This window comes from Gracilibacillus phocaeensis, assembly GCF_900626275.1.
Classification (GTDB): Bacteria; Bacillota; Bacilli; order Bacillales; family Amphibacillaceae; genus Gracilibacillus; species Gracilibacillus timonensis.
The window spans coordinates 844,408-864,399 of record NZ_LR131145.1; the positions used below are offsets into that span (position 1 = coordinate 844,408).

Consider the following 19,992-nt stretch of genomic DNA (forward strand, 5'->3'; position numbering starts at 1 on the left):
TATATCTAGGTTCTTTGATTTAACATAACTTATTTAAACAAAAGCTTTAAATGGTCAATAAAGCCTCCTTGAAAAAAGCTACAAAACTCTTCACCTCACTAGTCTCTATCCTTGTAAGCAAATAAGTAGCAGACATGGGAGCCATCACTCTCTCAGGTAGTATTTCTAATAAGGTGTGATTCATTACCTCTTCTTTAACCGTGGAAACAGGTAGATAAGAAACTCCTAAAGCCTGCGCAATAAACTTTTTCGTCACTTCCATCTGATTAACCGTCATGGTTCGAACTTTTGGGTAATGATTTTTCACTTCATGCAATAACGAATCCCAGTAATCAGGATGGTTATAGGTAATGAGACGGTGAGTAGACAACGCCTCCCGTTCATTCCAGTTTTGTGTACCCCAGGGCCCTACCAAGATAACAGATTCTTCATGGATTTTCTCCACCTTAAGATTCACTTGTGAAGGCTGCAATCGGCTCAAACCTAGATCTGCCTTCCCTGCCGCAATTTCATTTCCGATTTCGAAAGAGCTACTTACATGGATTAATACTTCTATATCACTGTTTTCTTTAATAAACGTCCTTAATAACGATGGTAAAAAAGACGAAGCAATCTGTGGAGCAACTGCAATTGTTAATTTACGCTGATATCCTTGCTTCCATGACTCAAAACGGTCCATTCCTTGTTCATATTTGGAGAGCCATTCTTTTGCAACAGGAAGAAATTGATAGCCTGCCGGAGTTAATGTTACTGTTTTTCCACTCCGTTCGAACAAGTTACTATCCAGATGACTTTCCAGCTGTTTGATATGTTTAGTAACAGCTGGCTGCGTGAGAAATAATTCTTCGGAAGCTTTTCTGAAATTTTCCCATTTTGCCGCAACAAGAAAGGTTTTCAACCATTTTATATTCATTGTCTACTCCTCCATCTGACATTAATAACGAATAGTTATTAATATATGATATTTATTTTAATTTCAATTATATAACTTATCCCCTATAATGCAATTAACACCACCGAAGGAGGAATACGTATGAAACGTCCAACAAAAGATAACTGGAACGCCAATTTATATGATGGGAATCATGCCTTTGTATCGCAATACGGGGAAAGTGTCATAGACCTTTTAGCACCAAAGAAAGGAGAGAAAATCCTTGATGCAGGCTGCGGTACAGGAGATTTGGCAAATCAACTGTATCAACGCGGTGCCCATGTCATAGGGATTGACCAATCCCAAAATATGATACACCAAGCACAACATAAATACCCGGATATAATATTTCAAGTCCAGGATATGATGGAGTTAGCATATCACGATACCTTCGATGCCGTGTTTTCTAATGCTACACTCCACTGGATCAAACAGCCTAGACAAGCACTTCAATCCATCTATAACAGCCTGCATACGGGCGGCAGGTTGGTAGCAGAACTTGGCGGAAAGGGCAATGTTCAGCTGATTACGGACGCCATTATTCAGCAAATAGAGCGTATGGATATTCCTTATACGCAAGAACAATTCCCTTGGTATTTCCCAAGCATTGGTGAATACACCTCATTAATGGAGGAAGTCGGGTTCACCGTAACTTTTGCCCATCATTTTGATCGGCCAACCCCTTTAGCCGGAGAGGATGGCTTACGCAATTGGATCGAGATGTTTGCTGGCAGTATTTTAGCAAAGCAACCAGATACTCTAAAAGAACAGCTTATTCAACAAGTCGAACAAAGCTTGCGAGAAGTTCTATATCAAGATGGTCAATGGGTGGCAGATTATAAAAGATTGCGTGTTATTGGCGTTAAATAATCTCCAAGTTGTAAAACGTTCGTATAATTTAGCATAAACTTGAAAAGATAAAGGTAAGTGAAAACCATTGGAGGTGGTCTATGTGAGTCAACCTTACCTTTGTCCCAAGTGTAAAACGAACAAATCCCGCTTTAATGTCATCGAACAAGTGGTTAGATCAGTAAAATTAGATGCAAATACGGGCGCTGTCGTCCATGATTATCAAGATGAACCATTAGAGGTTTTCCACCTTGCTTATAATGGACCGGACAGGAGAATACAGTGTGGCGTTTGCGGCTTGATTGAAGATGAAAATGCCTTTATAAACTATGCCAAAACACCCTAAACAGCAAACGGAGGAGGTATGACGATGTCTAAGCATAAGAATCGCAAAGGACCAAAGCAACAAGAACAGCCAGACTTGCCAAACAGTGTTCAACAACCCTACGGCGAGCCAATGGCAGGCTCCCATAAAGTGAAAAATAAAAACCATTCCCGACAAAAAAAGAACGCCTCCCACGATATGTAGAAGTGTTCCTTCCCTTGGCTTGCATGATGGCATGCCTGGGGAACTCTTTATGCCTTCCGCAAAATCTTCTCCATCGCTTTTCCTTTGGCTAGCTCATCGATAAGTTTATCCAGATAGCGAATTTCCTGCATAAGGGCTTCTTCTATGTCTTCCACCCGCACACCGCAGATCACACCTTTGACCATGGTCCGTGCAGGGTTCATTTGTGGAGCTTCCGCAAAAAACGTGTCAAAATCTTTCTCGTTTTCCAATATTGCTTCCAACTCTGCTTGACTATATCCCGTCAACCAGTGAATAATCTCATCCACTTCTGCTTTGGTACGTCCTTTTTTCTCCGCTTTTGTCACATAATGCGGGTAGACACTGGCAAAGCTCATAGCATAGATACGATGTTTTTTCATGATACACCTCGTTTTCATTTATAATTCGTACTTCATTTTGTTTCTTTCAAATAGAAGCCAAACCTAACACCTCTTTTCATCTCCATTATAACCTAATGTAAATATAATTAATGGATGAGGTTATAATTTTTCCAATAATTAAGTCATTATATATTCGATCGTTTTGCTAGAAAAATAATTAAATAAACAATTAACGCAATAAACGATCAAGATCCTTATTTAAGCAAGATTGTTTTAACTTCTTGGTTTTTCGTAAAAATTGCAGGTCCGCTTTGTTACCATAACTCAATTGGCGATAAAAATAATTAATAAATTCTAAAACAGCAAATAGCAAGATAAACCCAGACCACATCAACCCACTTATTGGTAAATGAGAAAACCACCTATAAATATCTATTATGAACGCAGATAACGCAGTAATAAAGACTACGATATTGAAGATTCTTGCCTTTTCTAATATTTGGACGGTTTTGAGAGAAGTGTTGAAATTACCCTCTAATCTATATCGTTTTAATTTAGCATACCAGTAATAAACACCTTGAAGTAGTATCATCTCCAATAAAAGGAAAGAACACCAAAAAGAGATCAAAAAATATAATTGTAAGCTCGGATAATTACTCTGTACTAAATAACTCAAAAAAGCAAAGAGGATGGCTGCCGCTAATTCACCCGAATACAAATATACTAACCTTTTTTCTAAGTTTTTTTTCATTCTATATTATCTCCTCCGTATGATAATAGCTGTATATCTTTTATCGTACCATAGGCTCAGCATACAAAAGAAGATTAATCTACAAAATTCAGGGTAAATAATGGATAGACACGTAACCACTCATTTCTTCAATATCAACGGAACAAAATGCGTGCGACAGGAGGGAATCTTGAATGTTCAAAAACTTTAAAGAAAACTTTCGGCGCCATGCGCTGCTCCGTGCGGTTATTTTTATATTAATTGGCGCCGCCATTATTATCAATCCAGAGGGTTTTCTTCGCTTTATCGGTTATATCATCGCAGGGTATTTAGCCTTGTTAGGTATTATAAAGATCTACCAAGACCACAAAATAAAACAACAAATTGGTACGTATGGAATGGGGTTGGCAGGTGGTATTATTTTAATATTATTAGCTGCTGTTTTCCTTTATTTTGCGCCAAATATTTTCTCCATCTTACCATTCTTATTAGGCTTGGCGATTATCATCAATGGTCTGATGCAATTGATCGTCGCCCTGAACATGAAAAGTACGGGTTGGATTATTTTTTGTATCCTGCTCATCATTGGAGGGGCAGTGCTCGTATTTGATCCCTTCAAAAGCACCTTGGTACTATTCCAAACCTTTGGCGTGATCCTTGCCTGTATTGGCATATCTGAGGTTGTCGATCATTTTCAAAATAGAGCGAATGGCAATAACCCAAGCACCAGCCGTTAATCACAACACTGGTGCTTGGGATTTATTTACTAAGCATGCGACACACGTGGCATTGCTAGTGGTTCCTTGCCTAATTCTGCCCAAATATACTGCATGAGCAGCTGCTGTTTCAATTCTTGATGCGCCTTACCATCCCATAGATTATTTAACTCCAACGGATCTTCTTGCAGATCAAATATTTCCCCATACGTTTGCTGATAATACACCGTCATTTTGTATCTCTCCGTGATCAATGTTTTTTGGTGAATCGTGGTCGGTTCATGGCGAAACTCACAAATGGCATGATCTCGAGCCCTGTTTTGATCGCCCTGCCAGACTTCTTTCTGATCCACGCCAGTCATGTGAATGGGAATATCCGCATCCGCAAAAGAGAGAAAAGTCGGTGCCAGATCCACTAATGATTGAATGGACGAAGATGTTGCACCTGCTGGCACATGATTGGGATACCTTACAACAAAGGGAAGCTTGATTAAATCTTCGTAATGGAAGCCACCTTTGTATTGCAGTCCATGCTGACCGAAGAAATGGCCATGATCGGTGGTAAATACAATCAGCGTATTGTCGGCTAAACCAAGTTCATCTAACTTATCTAGTATTTTCCCGATATATTTATCCATTAAGCTGATCATGCCATAATACGTGGCAACCAATTGTTTGCGATCATACTCCGAAATATTCCGGTGAGAAAGATAACCATGAATCGCCTTTCCTGTTTCCTGTAAGTGTGAAAAATCCGGATTTTCCTCTTGTGTCTGCCCAAAGTGAGGTGGATTTTGATCATGTTCGCCTGGCACCATTTCTGGTATCGTCAAATCATCTGGATTATACATCGTATCCCACGGTTTTGGGACTAAATACGGTGGATGCGGATCGAAAAAGCTGGACCAGAGAAAAAAAGGTTCCTCCTGCTCCTTATAGATTTCCAGTCTTTTATTCGTTTCTTCCGCAATCCATTTGTCATAATGAAATTCCTCCGGTATATCCCATGTGTGCCGAGTATCCGGATCCATATTTCCAGTTGGCGGCGCAAAGTAATCCTTCCAGTTCGTGCAGCCTTTCTCCTCTAACCAATTCACGTAATGTTGACCAACATGCTGCTCATTGGTATGATTCCTCGCCAGCTCCACATGATCAAAACCATAAAACGGCCCATGAAACCCTTTCCAAAAATCAAGGTCTTGAAGAATCGGATAAGACTCCAAAGAAGGGTATGTTTCCGTACTATGTAATGGCTGGAAATGAGCTTTACCAATTAACGATGTTTGATAGCCTACCTCTTTCAAATCATCATTCAAGGTATGGGCATCTTCCTGCAATTTAGTTCCGAGTGTCCATGCCCCGTGCTGGCTAGGGTACTGTCCTGTTAAAATCGATGCTCGTGTAGGCGTACAAGTAGGGTTCGGACAGTAAGCTCGATCAAACGTCGTTCCTTCCTTCACCAGCCGGTCCAGATTTGGCGTCGATATCTCTTTATTAAATGCCCCCAATGTGTCCCAATGCTGCTGATCACTAGTGATTAGTAAAATGTTTGGTTTGTTCATTCTAGTTAATACCTCCTTTTGGTTCTTATTTTAAAAGAAAACGATATCCATTGAAATAGCTTCATGTTAGCTTTTGTTGTTATTTTGTTAGGTTAAGAATTCGATGATGTAATGCCAGTCGAATGTTAACGGATGATGAAAAAGAGTGAGCTTCGTACTATCCATCTTTTTCTACCAACAAGGCGAGTGTTTCATTCCCCGCTTGATACGGTGCACCCGTTACATCATTATAAACATCTATCAGTGTGAAACCTGCATCCTCTATTTCCTGTATAACCCATGTTTTTGCGAAATATTGATGCCAAATGTAATAGCTTTCAACTGTTTCATTGGTGATAATGGTGGTCTGTTCCAGTGAAACATCCTCATCGTATTTTACATTTTGCGTCAATTTCACATGTGTCTGCGGAGACCAAAAACCGCCTTCATGGACCATCCAGTCTTTTCCTTCGATAAACTGTTGATATTTAGCTATAGTAAATACATCGAAAAGTAGTCTTCCACCCTTTTGCAGGCTGTTCCAAATACGGCGCAATAATTGCTTGCGGTCACCTGGACTAAGCGCCCCATAATCACAGTAAATCAGTGTCGCTAAATCATATTGTCGATCAACGGTTGCCGTCAAATAATTGTCATAACGATAGGTAATATTCAGCCCCTTTTCCAGTGCAGATGCTTTGGCATGCTGAATGGATCTCTCCGAAAAGTCAATCCCGGTTACTTGATAGCCCGCCTCAGCTAATCGTTCACAATATAACCCTGGTCCACAGCCAAAATCAATGATGGTCTCCGTGTCTGCTTGAGCTGCTGTCTGAGTGATAAACGCCACCGATTGATCGATAAAATTAGCCGTTCTGCTCGCACCTTCATGACCTGGATCCAGATGTGCCACTAACAAGTATGTGGAGATATGCGAATCTTGCCAAAACATTTTTTCGGAAGGTGTGAATCTTTCAGGTAGTTGCAATTGATCTATTAAATAAGTAAACATATGTATCCCTCTTATCTTTTTGCAGTATTCTAAAGCATGTACTTATATGTTATCACAAAAAGAAAATCGTAATTACATTTTACCTCGATTCCATCACTTGAAATCCTCACGATACATATGATTCTCTCTTGAACCTTACGTCACGTCATGATTTATACTAACCATACAAGGATCACATAAGGAGAGAATATAGATGTCCACTTCCATCATCAAAACATTGATTTTCGACAAGCAAGTCCGCCTCTACTTGACGAATAACACAGGATTACTCAATGAAATCATTCCGATACACCAAGAGGCTAACCACGTTATCAAAGCGACGCTAGCTAACTCTCTTTCTGTTGTCAGCCTGTTATCTGCTACACTTAAGGAGAAGCAACGATTGAGCACGACCCTGCTTATGAGCCAGCCGAAAAACAAGATGCATATCGATGTAGACGCCCAGGGTAATCTGCGTGGTTATGCTAATGATCATTTACTAGCACAAGAGCCAACCTCTGTTAAACAGCTAATTGGTCAAAAGGGATCGATCAGAATGATAAAAAGTTCTAACATGAACCAATTTACCGGAATCACCGATATGCCTTATCAGGATATTGACAAAGATTTCTCTCATTATTTCCAACAAAGTGAACAGACGGATACGTTGTTCAAGACAAACATCGACTGGACAAAAAAGAATACGATCGCTAATAGCTACGGTTTATACGCCCAATTGCTTCCACAGGCCTCTAAAGAGCTATTAATGTATGTAGGGGAAGCTTTTGATGTGCTAACCTCTGTGTTAAGTAAGCTATCTAATATGACGGAAACCGAGTTGGCAGCTACATTAAGGAAATATTTTGGCGAATTCTCTATAATAGGTTATGATGAGGTCCAATTTTTCTGTGACTGCTCGAAAGAAATGTTTTTTGGTTTGTTACATGCCATGAATAAAGGCGAAATAGAAAATCAGATACAATCAGGACAACCAATGCCAGCATCATGCAATATATGTGGTAAAACTTACTTGTTCACCACGGAAGAGTTGAGAACCTATCTACAGGAGGACGGAAATGGATAAATATTGGAAAATCGGAGAAATTGCCGAGATAACAGGATTATCGATTAGAACGTTACGATATTACGATCAAATTAATTTGCTAAGCCCTTCCCTGTACACCGAGGCAGGACACCGCCGATATTCGCTGAAAGCTCTGCAGACATTGATGGAAATTCTTTCATTAAAGCAAATGGGGTTTTCTCTAGAAGAAGTCAAACAGCTCCAAGAACAACAGGCTCCCTCCACTGTTAGAGAAACTTTAGCTATGCACACCGAGCGAATAAAGGCAGACATGGAAGCCCAGCAGCAGCTTTTAACACAATTGGAAGAGGTGCAGCAAGAGTTTTCCAGTTCGCCAGATAACATGATCTCTTTACAAAGTTTAACCATGCTATTTGATGCCATGAGAGCTGATCGTTCCAAGTATTTCAACCAAGCTCAGCTAGACTGGATGCGGGACCATTTTCACACCATGGATAAAACTACCTTACAGCATAGTCAGTTGGCGTTTTATAAGCTGTTAACCAGATTGAGAGACAAAAAGGAGAAGCACTACCCTCCATCTGATCCATCCGTGATCGAAATCGCCACCAAGTGGAAAAGCATGATGAATAGCTTCTTACCTGAAAACAATGAATTGCAACAGCAAGCCGAAAAATTCTATGCCGATAATCCTGATCTTGCCGCAAAAACAGGGTTGGAAGCAGATTTGTACGCTTATTTACACCAAGCCTTATCCTTTACAAAAGCAGATAACGAGCGTTAATGGTAGGTTATCTGCTTCTGTTGGGCTTTTATAAAGAAAAATGATTTATCCCCTGCTTGTTGCGATAAATAACGAAGCATCTTGGTTCACCAATAGGTTCTTCCCATGATAAAACGTATTTATTTCGATATCATGTAGACCAATATTCGTTAATAGCTCGTTTATTTCTTCCCTAGTAAAACCATTGTGCACCTTTGGATGATCTACTCGTTCATTTTTGTCAAAATCAACAATTAGAAAAAGACCTCCTTCATTTAATCGATTTTTTAATTTTTGTAACAAGGCTTTTACGTCTGGCACATGTATTAAAACCAATGATACAAGGATGACATCAGCGTTAACATCCAACTGATCATCTTCCATTAGATCAAGCTTCCTTGCTTCGATATGATGGTACGGTATTTGAGCCAATTTATCTTGGGCCACATGAATCATTTCTTGTGAGGCATCAAGCAAGAGGACATTATCAAAATGTCCTGCTAATGGTAAGGTAACCAGGCCTGTTCCCCCACCATAATCTAATAGGGAGTGCTGTTTCTTGTCAGGTAGCACCGTTTTAACTTTATCCGCAATAATAGTGGCGAGTTTTCTTCTATCTTCTGTATCATACCTTTTTGCATGCTGTTTGTTAAATGCATTATTTCCCATTTCACCTACTCCTCTGCAATTGATAGTGACAAGCCTTATTATATCTCATTCAACTTTTTATCGACACCCTAGTTGCTTGTAGGATTATTCCCCACTATGTGCTATATTATTAAAGAAACAACAAAATAAGAGGAGGTTTCAACATGTCAGCGAACACATCATTTGTCATTCCTAAAGAACTCGAAGCCTATCGCCCCATCTTAGAAAGCACCTTAGAGCCTGTGCTCCACATTCAAACGACAGAAAGAAAAACCTCATTATGGGAGAGCAAATTCGGCGGCAATCCTTATTTCCCTTTGACGATGGAATACCCTAAGACTCCCAAAGGACACCCATTACGGTTACTGGCGCAAATTAATTTTGCAGACCTACCAGAGCCATTACCTTCCTTCCCTCCTAAAGGCATACTGCAATTCTATATTGATGGCTCTGATGATATGCTCGGCCTTGACATCGATGGCGACTTAAATCAATCAGGCTATCGTGTGCTGTTTCATGACAATGTGATAGAGGGCGAGGAAGCATTGCTACAGAATTTCTCATTTTTAGACCAACAAGATAGCGACATGTTTCCCGTTGAAGCTGAACTGGCTTTGTCCTTTGAACCGGGTTTTGAACCCCTCTCCACCGGCGATTTCCGCAGTCGTGAGACCTATGCAGCAATCCTAGAGGAACTGGATGGAAATGATGCATTAGAGGATGCTTTCTACGAGACGTTCGATAGTTCAGGTCACCGAATTGGTGGGTATCCTTTCTTCATCCAAGGGGATCCGCGTGACTTCGGCGATTTCCAAGAGTCAACTACCCTGCTGCTGCAACTCGATAGTGATGACGATATTATGTGGGGCGATGTAGGGGTAGCCAATTTCTTCATTTCCAAAGAGGACTTGGAAAAGAGAGACTTTAGCAAGGTGTTGTATAACTGGGATTGTTCGTGAATGTGTTTATGTAGATGTAATAATTGTCTACGCGAAACTGCTTTGTCTCCCCCCACTAAACCAATTATGGTATCTGGCTGTCAAACTCCATGGTAAGTTTGACAGCCAGATACACGTTTTTTATGAACTCTGACAATTCTTACACATACAAATCAAACATATTAACATCGTAGCCAAGCTGCTTTAGATAGTTAAAGAATTGTCCCCGATGATGAAATAAATGAGAAACCTCTTCCACAAGCCAATGTGCCTGTGTCTCTCCCTCTTCTAAATAAAAAGGCTTTGTTTTCTTGGTCAAAAAATCTTCGTCTGATAAGGACTGCATATACGTCTTGAATAAATGGAAACCTTCTTTCATCGCCTTGATCCATTCTTCAGAAGACTCCATGCTCTCATACTTTGCTTCCAAGTTTTGAATCATCTCCTGATCTTTTTCCTGCCAGAGATTCAAATCAACTTCTGGTATGGAGGCTATATGTATACGGCCTCCATGTCGTGAAGCATGCCTACTAATAAGCATGTTTTCAATACTTCTATCTTACCATTCTCATTTCATTCAGCTTTATTATGTTATAAAATAAAGGTGGGAGTGGGATATATATGATGAAATTTGAAGATAGATTAATCTCTATTCTCCAACAAGACAATTATATCATGTCGATTTTAGAAGCTGTAGAAAAGCTGCAGTTGCCTGATTGCTGGGTTGCTGCCGGATTCATCAGAATTGAACTACTCACCACTTAACACCCTTACGGATTGTTTGAAGTGGGAGATTCTTGGGAACAGAGCGCACTTGTTTGTGTATTTCTTTACCAACAGAGGTTTCTCTTATGGACCAAGCTATCCCCGTAGATTCCTACGGTTCCATATTTTTGTTTAAGCCAAAACTAATGTTCGCAAGCCTTCAGCTAGGATATTTTTGCTGGCATTTACATCTCTGTCGTGATGTTCATGACAAATAGGGCATGTCCATTCTCTTATTTCAAGAGATTTCTTGCCATCTTGATGTCCACAATCGGAACATATCTGACTAGACGGAAACCATCTGCTTATTTTCACGATTGTTTTACCATACCATTTCGCTTTGTATTCTAATTTCGATACAAAAGCAGACCATGATACATCGGAGATGGCTTTTGCCAACTTATGATTGCGTAACATTCCTTTGGTATTCAAGTCTTCGATACAGATAATATCGTGGTTTTTGATTATTTCTGTACTTAACTTGTTAAGGAAATCGGCACGCTGGTTCATTACTCTTTCGTGTAATCTAGCAACTTTGCGTTTTTGCTTCTGATAGTTTTTTGCATCCAGAAGGTTAATACCATTCTTTTTGGCATGTAATGCTCGTCTTGAAAGCTTTCGCTGTTCACGTTTTCGTTTCTTTTCCATGTTTGATGTGAACTTATTATTGTCCATCTTGCGACCATCAGAAAGAATGGCGAAGTCAGCGATACCTAAGTCTATACCGATAGATGATTCCGTTTTCTCCAATGGCTGTACTTCTGTTTCGGCTAGAATGGCTACAAAGTATTTGCCACTAGGATTTCGTCTAACGGTTGCATGAAGAATACGCCCTTCGACTTCACGACTTTTGGCAAAGCGAACAAGACCAAGTTTCGGCAATTTGATTTTGCTGTCTACAATGGCAATATTGTTATTTGTTTCTTTAGTCGTGTAGGATTGCACCTTGTTCTTTTTAGACTTGAAGCGTGGTGTTTTGTTTTGTTTCTTGAAGAATCGTGTATAGGAATCAGCAAGGTTTTTTAGTGAGGATTGAAGGGCAACGCTGTCCACTTCTTTTAACCATACGAATTCCTTTTTCAATTTTGTTAATGCAGCAGAACAAGAATGATAGGTTAATCCTTTGCCTGTTTCTTGATAGGCATCGTTCCATCGCCCTAAAAAGTGATTGAATACGAAACGACTACATCCGATTGTTTTAGCAATTAGACTTTCCTGTTCTTTGGTGGGATAGATCCGGAATTGGTATGCCTTGTTGACTAACATGGTTTTCACCTCACTTCATTCCTTGGTTTTCCATATATTTTTTTACAATATGGATGGGAGAACCGCCAGTAGTTAGTAAGCAAAAACTTCTTGACCAAAACATTTCTTTCCATAGCTTTTTTCTTATTTGTGGGAAGTCACATTTTATCAGACGAGAACTGGCACTTTTATAAGCATTGATGAACGTTGATAATGCTGTATTAGGATGTGCTTGGAACAGGATATGGACATGGTCTTTATCATGATTCCATTCAACTAAAGAGATATTATATGTCTCGCCTAACTTTACAAACATATCCTTAGCATAGTCAGATACCTTATCATCAAAGACTTCTCTACGATATTTCACAACGAGCACAAGATGGTAATACATGGATAATACAGAATGATGATTATTATCTAATTTCATTACAACATCAGCCTTTCTCTTATCTAAGACGGATTATATCATTAAGGTATGAAGCGGGCGACAAAAAAGCCTTTGGGCTATCGCCTAACCGACATGCATCTCACCTATCGCCTGAGCTTCGCCCTTCACACGATGGAGGAAAGAGTCTTCTGTGGGAAAAAGATAAAGTTTGGGATACCCTGCACCACTGTCAGACCAACTTGAACTACCCCCACTTAATTTTCTAATGAAAATTTGAAGTGGGAGATTCCTGCGAACACCGGTGCATCCACCAGTTTTTAAGCAGGCTAACCCCGTCATCCCAACGGTTCGTGCTTTATATCTTGTACGCCCGACTCGCCACACGTCCTACTTTAGCTTGATTTTCGCAACTTCGGGTCGTGTGGGGCGACTGAACGTTGAAGATTTTACGTTGCAGACGATTTTCCTGCAACAACCTCCTATCTTCAGTTTTCAAAGAGCAACTTACAATCATATTATAGCACAAATGTTCGCTGTTTTCAACTATTTAGGATACTACCGACATTCATCTCCCACCTACTCATTGGGCTATGCCCTTCACATTCCTTGAGGTGGGAGTCTTCTGTCGGAGTTTGATAAAAACCGAGTGATTTCACCCTTTTGAACAGGATCACCGGCATGTCGTAATGTGAAGGGAATGCCTAACTGATCATATTTTTGTTTTAATAGATAACCATGCATGGGATGATGAATGACTTTATCTACCGAAGCATCCGCTGGAATAGTCGTCCCTTCTAGTGGAAAATCATAGGCCATAAAAGCAGGAGGTGCATGTTCAGACATATACGTAATGGCCGATGCTTCCTCCGCCAACTGAAGAATGTCGGGTTGCTTGAGTTCGTCCAGGCTAGACATCCCATAAAATAGGGTTAAATTAGGTTGGATATGAGGACCTGCATAGATTGGCTCGTAAAACCGTTGATCTTTAGAGACTTGTGTCGCATGCCCTACGAATGCCGTCACATCAGAAGAAATACGCTCGATCGGATCTGGACTTGCTGGGTCAGCCAAATCTCCGTTTAATGCATTCCACAAAGCAATATGTCCCCCAGCCGATGATCCGGCGGAGGCGATGCGCTGGCCATCAAATCCCCATTCCTTCGCCATACTCCGTACGAACTGAATCGCCCGCGTGCCATCTTGCATCGGGGCCGGGTATGGATCGGTAGTAATAAAGCGATAATTACATGTGACAAAGGAGATCCCAGCAGCTAAACAATCATGCATCAGCTCCGTTGACACGGCTGTTTCTTTCTCGCCACCCACATAACCACCGCCATGGAAGAAAATCACGAGTGGTGACGGGGCAGTCTCGTTTTTCACAATATAAGCGTCCAGCTTATTTCTACCATGTAGACCATAAGCAACGTTTTTGTATTCTTTAATAGACAATGAGATCAGCCTCTTCTCTAGCAATTATTTTACTATGTATTATACCAGTAAATTCTTTGAAGAAGAAATGGTTGTCAACTTCAACTTTCGTTTATTTACCATTCGTAACGATTCATTTGATTTTTTATTAACCCTTTCCTCACCATGAAAAAGTATACAAAGATTAGACAGGTTAGAAATAAAGTAATGATCGTTGTCCACGAAAATGCAATATAACCACTTGTATCATGTGTGTACTGTATATCATACTCTGGCAATTCACTATTTGGAGAATCATCATTTGCATAGGAAGAAAAATGAATGATAACGCGAGAATAGCCATCCTGATTAGATAGTTGATCTCCTTCAAGCGTAAAATTTTGGAGTGAATTCATAACAGGAATGAGCTCCTTTACAAATTCCCAATTATCATCAGGATGCGATTTTGTAAACATTATACTATTTATTGGACTAACCGGACGTAAAAAATCGCTGATTTCAACCATTAATTTGTCTCTATGATAAACTTCCATAGGATCTGTAAAATAATAGTCAATAAACGTGTCATATCTCGGTTCAATAGAATGAGTATTTTCAAATGTATAAACGGAAAATGCCATCTTATCATCTATATTTTCTTGGAACCCCGTTTTTGGATTGGAAACATATACGGAATTGGTTCGATAGTCAGACTCCATTAATTGACTGTTATTGATTGTCTGGTCTGCATATTCCTTAAAAATTGAATCCATCTCAATAGAATAATTAATGGCGTACAAGTTATGTTTGGCCTCTCGCTCTGCATATGCATCGTCACATATCAAACTCATTATAATCCCTAAAGAGAGCAACACTAGAAACCATCTACTAAAATAATGAGATTGAAAGTTCCCCCACATTATGATCACTTCCTACTATAAAATCCAAAAGACTATAGGTTCCAAATACATGTCGTCGCTTATCCAAACAATCGATTCGCTTATATTTGACGCTGCGTTTATAATCAAACACACTTTGTATGCGCTTTCTTTTATCGAACTATTTGTTTCTTCATTGTCTAATCTTTATGCCATACTTATCCACCACAAATATATGGCTCCATGGCATTCCTTAGTTGAAATGAAGGTTTGATAGGATCTTCGATATTTCTATTTTTTCATACCTTACCATAGAAGCATAAGCGCAGTGACGACCATTATTATAAACAATAGTCGTCATCGCTTACTTCTAAGGATTATTGATTATTCTACTCTGAATGAGCTGACTCAACCGCCTTCTTTTCAGCAAAGTAATCCAACATGGCACGTACCTCATCGGTTGTTGATGTGCTCATCAATTGATTTCTTAACTCGCTAGCACCATAAAAGCCCCGGACATATACTTTAAAAAAGCGACGGAGCGGCTTAAATGGACGTTGTTCCATTGCAGAATATTTATCGTAAAGATCAAGATGCACCCTTAACAGATCCAACAAGTCTTGGCTGTCATGTTCTTGCGGCTGCTTCTCAAAGGCAAAAGGGTTGGCGAAAATTCCGCGACCTATCATCACGCCATCCACACCGAATTGCTGAACAAGTTCCCAGCCTGTTTGACGATCAGGAATATCCCCATTAATGGTTAACAAGGTGTCAGGTGCAACTTCATCACGCAATGCCTTAATTTCTGCAATTAATTCCCAATGCGCTTCGACCTTGCTCATCTCTTTTCTGGTGCGCAGATGGATCGAGAGGTTAGCAATATCTTGCTCAAAGACATGCCTCAACCAATCATGCCACTCCTCAATATCCGTGTAACCCAGCCTCGTTTTGACACTAACCGGCAGGCCACCTGCTTTTGCCGCTTGAATTAATTCCGCTGCCACTTCTGGTCGCTGAATTAAGCCGCTTCCCTTTCCTTTCACTGCCACGTTGGCTACGGGACAGCCCATATTAATATCGATACCTTTAAACCCTTGTTCCGCCATACCAATACTCATTTGCCGAAAATATTCCGGCTTATCTCCCCAGATATGAGCAACAATCGGTTGTTCATCCGCTGTAAACGTCAGGCGGCCGCGCACGCTATTGCGTCCATCAGGATGACAATAACTCTCCGAATTAGTGAACTCCGTAAAAAACACATCCGGCCTGGCTGCTTCACTTACGACATGACGGAAGACGACATCTGTCACATCCTCCATTGGTGCTAATATAAAAAATGGTCGTGGTAAATCACGCCAAAAATTGGTACTCATATTTTGCTTCCTTTCATTCACAAGCTGTTTTTTCCTTCACTATCATAGCATAAGGGTTCAAAGAAGACAAAAGGACAAGTTGGTTGGAGTATTCAAATTATAAACTTGCAAATTCAGCTTTAAAAGCTCTTTTACGGGAATGTTGTTTCTGATAATAAGCGATCAGATTCGCTCGCCCGTTCGTATAGCCGTTCGATTCCATGGCTTCGCCCAAAGCCGTGATTAGTCTAGCAGCCTTATAATAGCTATTTCGATACTTACCTCCCACAACAGCTTCTGTCCGCTTATCCACTTCTTTTTGCAGCCAAGCCAGATAGCTTTCTCGTTGTTTGTCCGTTATTTCTATTTTTTCCTTCCAATCTAATAACCGTTCTGCTAAACTTTTCTCTTCTTTTTGGTATCCAATTCGGTCCTCCACACTGTCTAATAGTTGTTTGCCAGCTGTAGACAATTGATTACTTTTGTCCAACAACAATATAAACAACGGTACGACTGCCCCTTTCACATTACTGCTCCATCCTAATGTTGTTCGATCCTTGACGCATATCTCCATAACCTCATCAAATGCCCCATTAAAAAATCGAATCGTTATTTTACGCTGATCAGAGAGCCTATTCGTTTGCCATTGCACCGCTGGAGATCTTCCCTGCCATGCTTCTACTTCAGGCAATGTCTCCGCAAACTTCGCCGCCTGGTCTGTGATCGCTTGATAGTCTGACAATTCAAATAATCGTAAATAATGATTTAGTGTGGATTCCGCATAAAAGGCGGATTCATAACATTCATTTAATGCATCTGCATCTTCCAACTGCTGAGCAGCTCCTGCTGTTAGATCGGCAATACGCCCTCTGACTACCAGTTTTTCAGGTAATGTACGAATTGCCTCCAAACCAAATCGTTTACACTCCTCCCAGTTTTCTTCCACAAACAGGCGTTGACATGCATATTCATACAACACGGGGTGCTTACTCCAAACATGAGAGGCCATTTCCATCAGACGAGCACTACCTCCTTGATATATACATGCTTCTTTCAACAGTTTCCCAGTCAAATCTCCATCCTGCTCGATTAAAAAGGCAATCCAGTCTTCCATGAATAGATCCAATCCACTTAACGCCTCTGGACCTACGACAAATATATCTTCTACTTTCATATTTCGTGCTAGATTCCAAGTAGTGAAATACCGATAAAAGATACTTGCCGTTTCCTTCCCTTCAAAGCATTGATAAATAGTGTACATCAAATGGAGAAAGGTCTGTTCTATATTCAAATGGATTAAACCTTCATCGACAAGCTCCTCCAATGTTAACTCAAATGACTCGCCTGTCTCCTCTTCAATAACTGCAAAAGATAGGCTGCATAACCGTTCGAATAAAGTATAGGATTCTGTGTATTTCTTTTGAAACATCAAATCGTTCGCTAACTGAAAAGCATCTTCCAGCTCCTCGATCATGCCAAACGTATCTTCATATTCATATTCCCAATCATCACTCCAGAAATCTCCATCATAGATCTGATAGCTGGAACATTCCAAATAAATATCTTGAGATTCTACCTCATCACGCCATGTTTCTATTTCTTTAATTCTGGACAAACTTGGATAATCTGCTTTTATTTCATTCGTGGTGAATAAGTCTAAAAAGGCTCCACGTTGCGATTCCTTCGTTGTTCTTGCTACATGAAGAATCCACTCATTTTTCTCCTGTTCTGACATCTCTGTTAAGTGTTGATCTATCCGATCCATGAAATCACGGTAGTTCATTGCATCAATCCCTCCATCCCATACTTTCCACCTGTCATTTTAGCGAATGGTTCGTTACTGCCTATCACTAATGCTCACTCCATAGGTTGCTTCTTTTCATCCACCTATTGCTTGTTCCTTTCATATCACATAGAAGGAATGTCTCTATAACAATCTTAAGGGCCTATTTTTTAAATATCCAATGGCAGCAAGCAGTTTGACGGAATCATCCTATGCGTTTCTATCCCTTTCCGCCTCTTGAATAATAGTGGTGATGTCTTGTTGCAAATGCAGCTTTCCTTGCAGTGACAGCCACTGTACAAACGCCCGAACGGTTGTCAGTAAATGCTGATGTTGGGTTTTGCTCACGTGTTGCTTTCCACCAAAAAGGGCATAAATATCGTTGGTTAACAACTGCTTCCAGAATGTCTCCTCACACTCCGTCCAGCTGTGCAATGACTTGATTTCCATTATTTCTCGAATGTCATACAAACTATTTCGATACTTTCTTTCGGTTCCTTTTGATTTACCGCTCGTTTTTTCTTGATAAAAATCGACAATATCCTTAACATAAAAAGCATCGATTGTGTCTGGGGTAAAACCTAACCTTTCATACGCGTAGATATCTTTCTCTGATACACTCACTTGTGCCATCGGCGTGATGGAACTTTGGCGGTTTTCTCCTCCTGTTACCCATGGTGATAACGGAAAGTCTAATTCTTTTCGAGCTGTATTATAGTCTGGCTTAATTTCTACCTGTCCATAGTCTTGTTGCACGATTCTATTTAGTTCAAATTCAGAATGCTTCAGCCAAGTTTCTGCCAATTTGGTATCCCCATTAGCCACAAGTTGATGGACGGATTGATGATCGTACTGAGGCAAAGGCTGATCCAGCATAAATTCAATCCTGAATGAAGCGTAGGTGCTTAAATATTCCGGAAATTCCTCTGCTGATTGCACCAAGTATTGATCAAGTACGATATTCTTAGGAACATTAGATACCTCTTCCTGCTCATCGATTAAGGAAAAGGAATGGTTTACTTTTTTTATCTTATTTAATAATTTATTATAATACTCTTGTTTAGTTGTCGTACAGGTGATGACATCGCCGTCGAGTTGAATGGTTGCGTCTACTTTATACAAGGTAATGTCTTCCGGCCATTCACTATCTCGATAGATACTACCTCCCCTCACCCACGAAAGCTTCTTATGGGTATCATCCCATTTCTCAATAGCAAAATCAGGGTCATGATACAAACTCTCCGCCATCGCCTCTGGTTTACCAATTGTGAACTTATACGTATAATAGACTACTTCTTGTGTTTCCTGTTTATCCTTTGGTAAATCCTTTTGTGAGAGCAGAATTTCAGGGAAGTAGTCCCACATTACTTGCTCCCTATCTATTTGTTGCTCTTCGGCCACTCTTTCGACATAATCAATCGACTCTTGATACTTTTCGGGGCTGACGAGCATTCTTACGCCATTAAAATAATAGACGTCCTCGATTGGCTCTAAGAAGGCAATTGTACTCATCCACGGCAAAACAACTGGTAAGTTTTCTGTCCGTTTTGGCACATGATACGTTTGCTTGGTGTGATAGTCTTCAAACACAACAGATCGTTCTGTTTCATTAATAGTTTGCAGAAATTGCGGGCGTAATGCTGCCCACCGCTCAGCCATTACTTTTTCGGCTGATGTTAACTGATCCCCCATCTCTGATAGAAAATATTCAATACCACGTTTACCGTTCTCGAAACGATGGAAAAAGTAAAGCCAAAACTGAAAAAATCCCCTATCCATTGTATGTTGTGTTCTTTTTTTAAATTCAGATTCTAAAGTATAGTACTCTCTTGATGACAAGCACGATCCCGACACAAAATCCTTTAGCTGCTCTAAAAGTTCATGTTTTGCCGCATATAATCTTTCTTCCTTGATTTTTTGTAATGAGACCAGATTGTCCTTTTTCATACAACACTTTTTATATTTTTTCCCGCTACCACATGGGCATGGGTCATTTCTTCCAACTTCCATTATAAGACGCTCCTCTTAGGTTTGGAATAACTCCTTTTCTTTCATTATAATTGGTTATTGGAAAGATGAAAAGTTCAAAAGGCTGAACCCAATAGAAACACAAATATTTCAA

22 protein-coding genes are annotated in these 19,992 nt (G+C 40.1%); 8 read left to right on the forward strand and 14 right to left on the reverse strand.

Going from position 1 to position 19,992, the window contains the following annotated elements; all coding sequences use genetic code 11:
• Positions 1 to 46: 46 nt before the first annotated feature.
• Positions 47 to 913: a LysR family transcriptional regulator gene (locus E0E32_RS20055; RefSeq protein ID WP_130860644.1), complete on the reverse strand. Its 867-nt coding sequence runs from the start codon at positions 911 to 913 to the stop codon at positions 47 to 49.
• Between the two features lie 120 nt (positions 914 to 1,033).
• Here E0E32_RS20055 and E0E32_RS20060 point away from each other — a divergent pair, with 120 nt between their 5' ends.
• The 3 genes from E0E32_RS20060 to E0E32_RS20070 all read left to right on the forward strand — a co-directional run bounded on the left by E0E32_RS20060 (position 1,034) and on the right by E0E32_RS20070 (position 2,309).
• Positions 1,034 to 1,801, forward strand: coding sequence for a class I SAM-dependent methyltransferase (locus E0E32_RS20060; protein ID WP_130860645.1), 768 nt, complete (start codon positions 1,034 to 1,036; stop codon positions 1,799 to 1,801).
• A gap of 82 nt (positions 1,802 to 1,883) precedes the next feature.
• Positions 1,884 to 2,126: a DNA alkylation repair protein gene (locus tag E0E32_RS20065; RefSeq protein ID WP_066190009.1), complete on the forward strand. Its 243-nt coding sequence runs from the start codon at positions 1,884 to 1,886 to the stop codon at positions 2,124 to 2,126.
• Between the two features lie 24 nt (positions 2,127 to 2,150).
• On the forward strand, positions 2,151 to 2,309 hold the full coding sequence (locus E0E32_RS20070) for a small acid-soluble spore protein P (RefSeq protein ID WP_066190006.1): 159 nt from the start codon (positions 2,151 to 2,153) through the stop codon (positions 2,307 to 2,309).
• Positions 2,310 to 2,356: 47 nt separating this feature from the next.
• Here the strand turns inward: E0E32_RS20070 and E0E32_RS20075 are convergent, their stop codons facing one another.
• Complete coding sequence (locus E0E32_RS20075) at positions 2,357 to 2,710, reverse strand: DUF2200 domain-containing protein (protein WP_066190000.1); 354 nt, start codon at positions 2,708 to 2,710, stop codon at positions 2,357 to 2,359.
• A 190-nt stretch (positions 2,711 to 2,900) separates the two neighbouring features.
• Complete coding sequence (locus tag E0E32_RS20080) at positions 2,901 to 3,422, reverse strand: general stress protein (RefSeq protein ID WP_066189994.1); 522 nt, start codon at positions 3,420 to 3,422, stop codon at positions 2,901 to 2,903.
• A 173-nt stretch (positions 3,423 to 3,595) separates the two neighbouring features.
• Between E0E32_RS20080 and E0E32_RS20085 the strand changes: the two genes are divergently transcribed.
• Positions 3,596 to 4,138 (forward strand): HdeD family acid-resistance protein, encoded by a 543-nt coding sequence (locus E0E32_RS20085; RefSeq protein WP_130860646.1) that lies wholly within the window; start codon positions 3,596 to 3,598, stop codon positions 4,136 to 4,138.
• Between the two features lie 29 nt (positions 4,139 to 4,167).
• Here the strand turns inward: E0E32_RS20085 and E0E32_RS20090 are convergent, their stop codons facing one another.
• Both E0E32_RS20090 and E0E32_RS20095 read right to left on the reverse strand, forming a co-directional pair.
• The gene (locus E0E32_RS20090; protein WP_130860647.1) at positions 4,168 to 5,679 is read right to left on the reverse strand and encodes a sulfatase family protein; all 1,512 of its coding nucleotides are present in this window, start codon (positions 5,677 to 5,679) and stop codon (positions 4,168 to 4,170) included.
• Positions 5,680 to 5,836: 157 nt separating this feature from the next.
• Entirely contained in the window at positions 5,837 to 6,670 is an 834-nt protein-coding gene (locus E0E32_RS20095; protein WP_286172013.1) for a class I SAM-dependent methyltransferase, read from the reverse strand.
• A gap of 193 nt (positions 6,671 to 6,863) precedes the next feature.
• Here E0E32_RS20095 and E0E32_RS20100 point away from each other — a divergent pair, with 193 nt between their 5' ends.
• Entirely contained in the window at positions 6,864 to 7,733 is an 870-nt protein-coding gene (locus tag E0E32_RS20100) for an Hsp33 family molecular chaperone HslO (RefSeq protein WP_130860648.1), read from the forward strand.
• Positions 7,726 to 8,478 (forward strand): MerR family transcriptional regulator, encoded by a 753-nt coding sequence (locus E0E32_RS20105; protein ID WP_130860649.1) that lies wholly within the window; start codon positions 7,726 to 7,728, stop codon positions 8,476 to 8,478. The genes E0E32_RS20100 and E0E32_RS20105 overlap by 8 nt, the downstream gene beginning before the upstream one ends.
• 45 nt (positions 8,479 to 8,523) lie before the next feature.
• Here the strand turns inward: E0E32_RS20105 and E0E32_RS20110 are convergent, their stop codons facing one another.
• Positions 8,524 to 9,126 carry a class I SAM-dependent DNA methyltransferase gene (locus E0E32_RS20110; protein WP_130860650.1) on the reverse strand — a complete coding sequence of 201 codons (603 nt, stop codon included), beginning with the start codon at positions 9,124 to 9,126 and terminating at the stop codon, positions 8,524 to 8,526.
• 143 nt (positions 9,127 to 9,269) lie between these two features.
• Between E0E32_RS20110 and E0E32_RS20115 the strand changes: the two genes are divergently transcribed.
• A complete protein-coding gene (locus E0E32_RS20115; RefSeq protein ID WP_130860651.1) occupies positions 9,270 to 10,064 on the forward strand; it encodes a YwqG family protein in 795 nt (264 codons plus the stop codon).
• 139 nt (positions 10,065 to 10,203) lie between these two features.
• On the opposite strand, the gene E0E32_RS20120 is transcribed toward E0E32_RS20115, so the two are convergent.
• Positions 10,204 to 10,584: a DinB family protein gene (locus E0E32_RS20120; protein ID WP_130860652.1), complete on the reverse strand. Its 381-nt coding sequence runs from the start codon at positions 10,582 to 10,584 to the stop codon at positions 10,204 to 10,206.
• Between the two features lie 80 nt (positions 10,585 to 10,664).
• On the opposite strand from E0E32_RS20120, the gene E0E32_RS22440 reads away from it, so the two are divergent.
• Positions 10,665 to 10,808, forward strand: a complete 144-nt coding sequence (locus tag E0E32_RS22440) for a nucleotidyltransferase family protein (protein WP_165445106.1) — start codon at positions 10,665 to 10,667, stop codon at positions 10,806 to 10,808.
• Positions 10,809 to 10,940: 132 nt separating this feature from the next.
• Here the strand turns inward: E0E32_RS22440 and tnpB are convergent, their stop codons facing one another.
• The 7 genes from tnpB to E0E32_RS20155 all read right to left on the reverse strand — a co-directional run bounded on the left by tnpB (position 10,941) and on the right by E0E32_RS20155 (position 19,880).
• Complete coding sequence (gene tnpB, locus E0E32_RS20125) at positions 10,941 to 12,074, reverse strand: IS200/IS605 family element RNA-guided endonuclease TnpB (RefSeq protein ID WP_130860921.1); 1,134 nt, start codon at positions 12,072 to 12,074, stop codon at positions 10,941 to 10,943.
• A gap of 10 nt (positions 12,075 to 12,084) precedes the next feature.
• Positions 12,085 to 12,483: an IS200/IS605 family transposase gene (gene tnpA / locus E0E32_RS20130; protein ID WP_130860653.1), complete on the reverse strand. Its 399-nt coding sequence runs from the start codon at positions 12,481 to 12,483 to the stop codon at positions 12,085 to 12,087.
• 558 nt (positions 12,484 to 13,041) lie between these two features.
• Entirely contained in the window at positions 13,042 to 13,896 is an 855-nt protein-coding gene (locus E0E32_RS20135) for an alpha/beta hydrolase (RefSeq protein ID WP_165445107.1), read from the reverse strand.
• 95 nt (positions 13,897 to 13,991) lie between these two features.
• Entirely contained in the window at positions 13,992 to 14,705 is a 714-nt protein-coding gene (locus E0E32_RS20140) for a hypothetical protein (RefSeq protein ID WP_165445108.1), read from the reverse strand.
• Between the two features lie 416 nt (positions 14,706 to 15,121).
• Positions 15,122 to 16,108, reverse strand: a complete 987-nt coding sequence (locus E0E32_RS20145) for a tRNA dihydrouridine synthase (RefSeq protein ID WP_130860656.1) — start codon at positions 16,106 to 16,108, stop codon at positions 15,122 to 15,124.
• A gap of 97 nt (positions 16,109 to 16,205) precedes the next feature.
• Positions 16,206 to 17,870 carry a hypothetical protein gene (locus E0E32_RS20150; RefSeq protein WP_130860657.1) on the reverse strand — a complete coding sequence of 555 codons (1,665 nt, stop codon included), beginning with the start codon at positions 17,868 to 17,870 and terminating at the stop codon, positions 16,206 to 16,208.
• 210 nt (positions 17,871 to 18,080) lie between these two features.
• Positions 18,081 to 19,880: a YecA family protein gene (locus tag E0E32_RS20155; protein ID WP_130860658.1), complete on the reverse strand. Its 1,800-nt coding sequence runs from the start codon at positions 19,878 to 19,880 to the stop codon at positions 18,081 to 18,083.
• Positions 19,881 to 19,992: the final 112 nt, after the last annotated feature.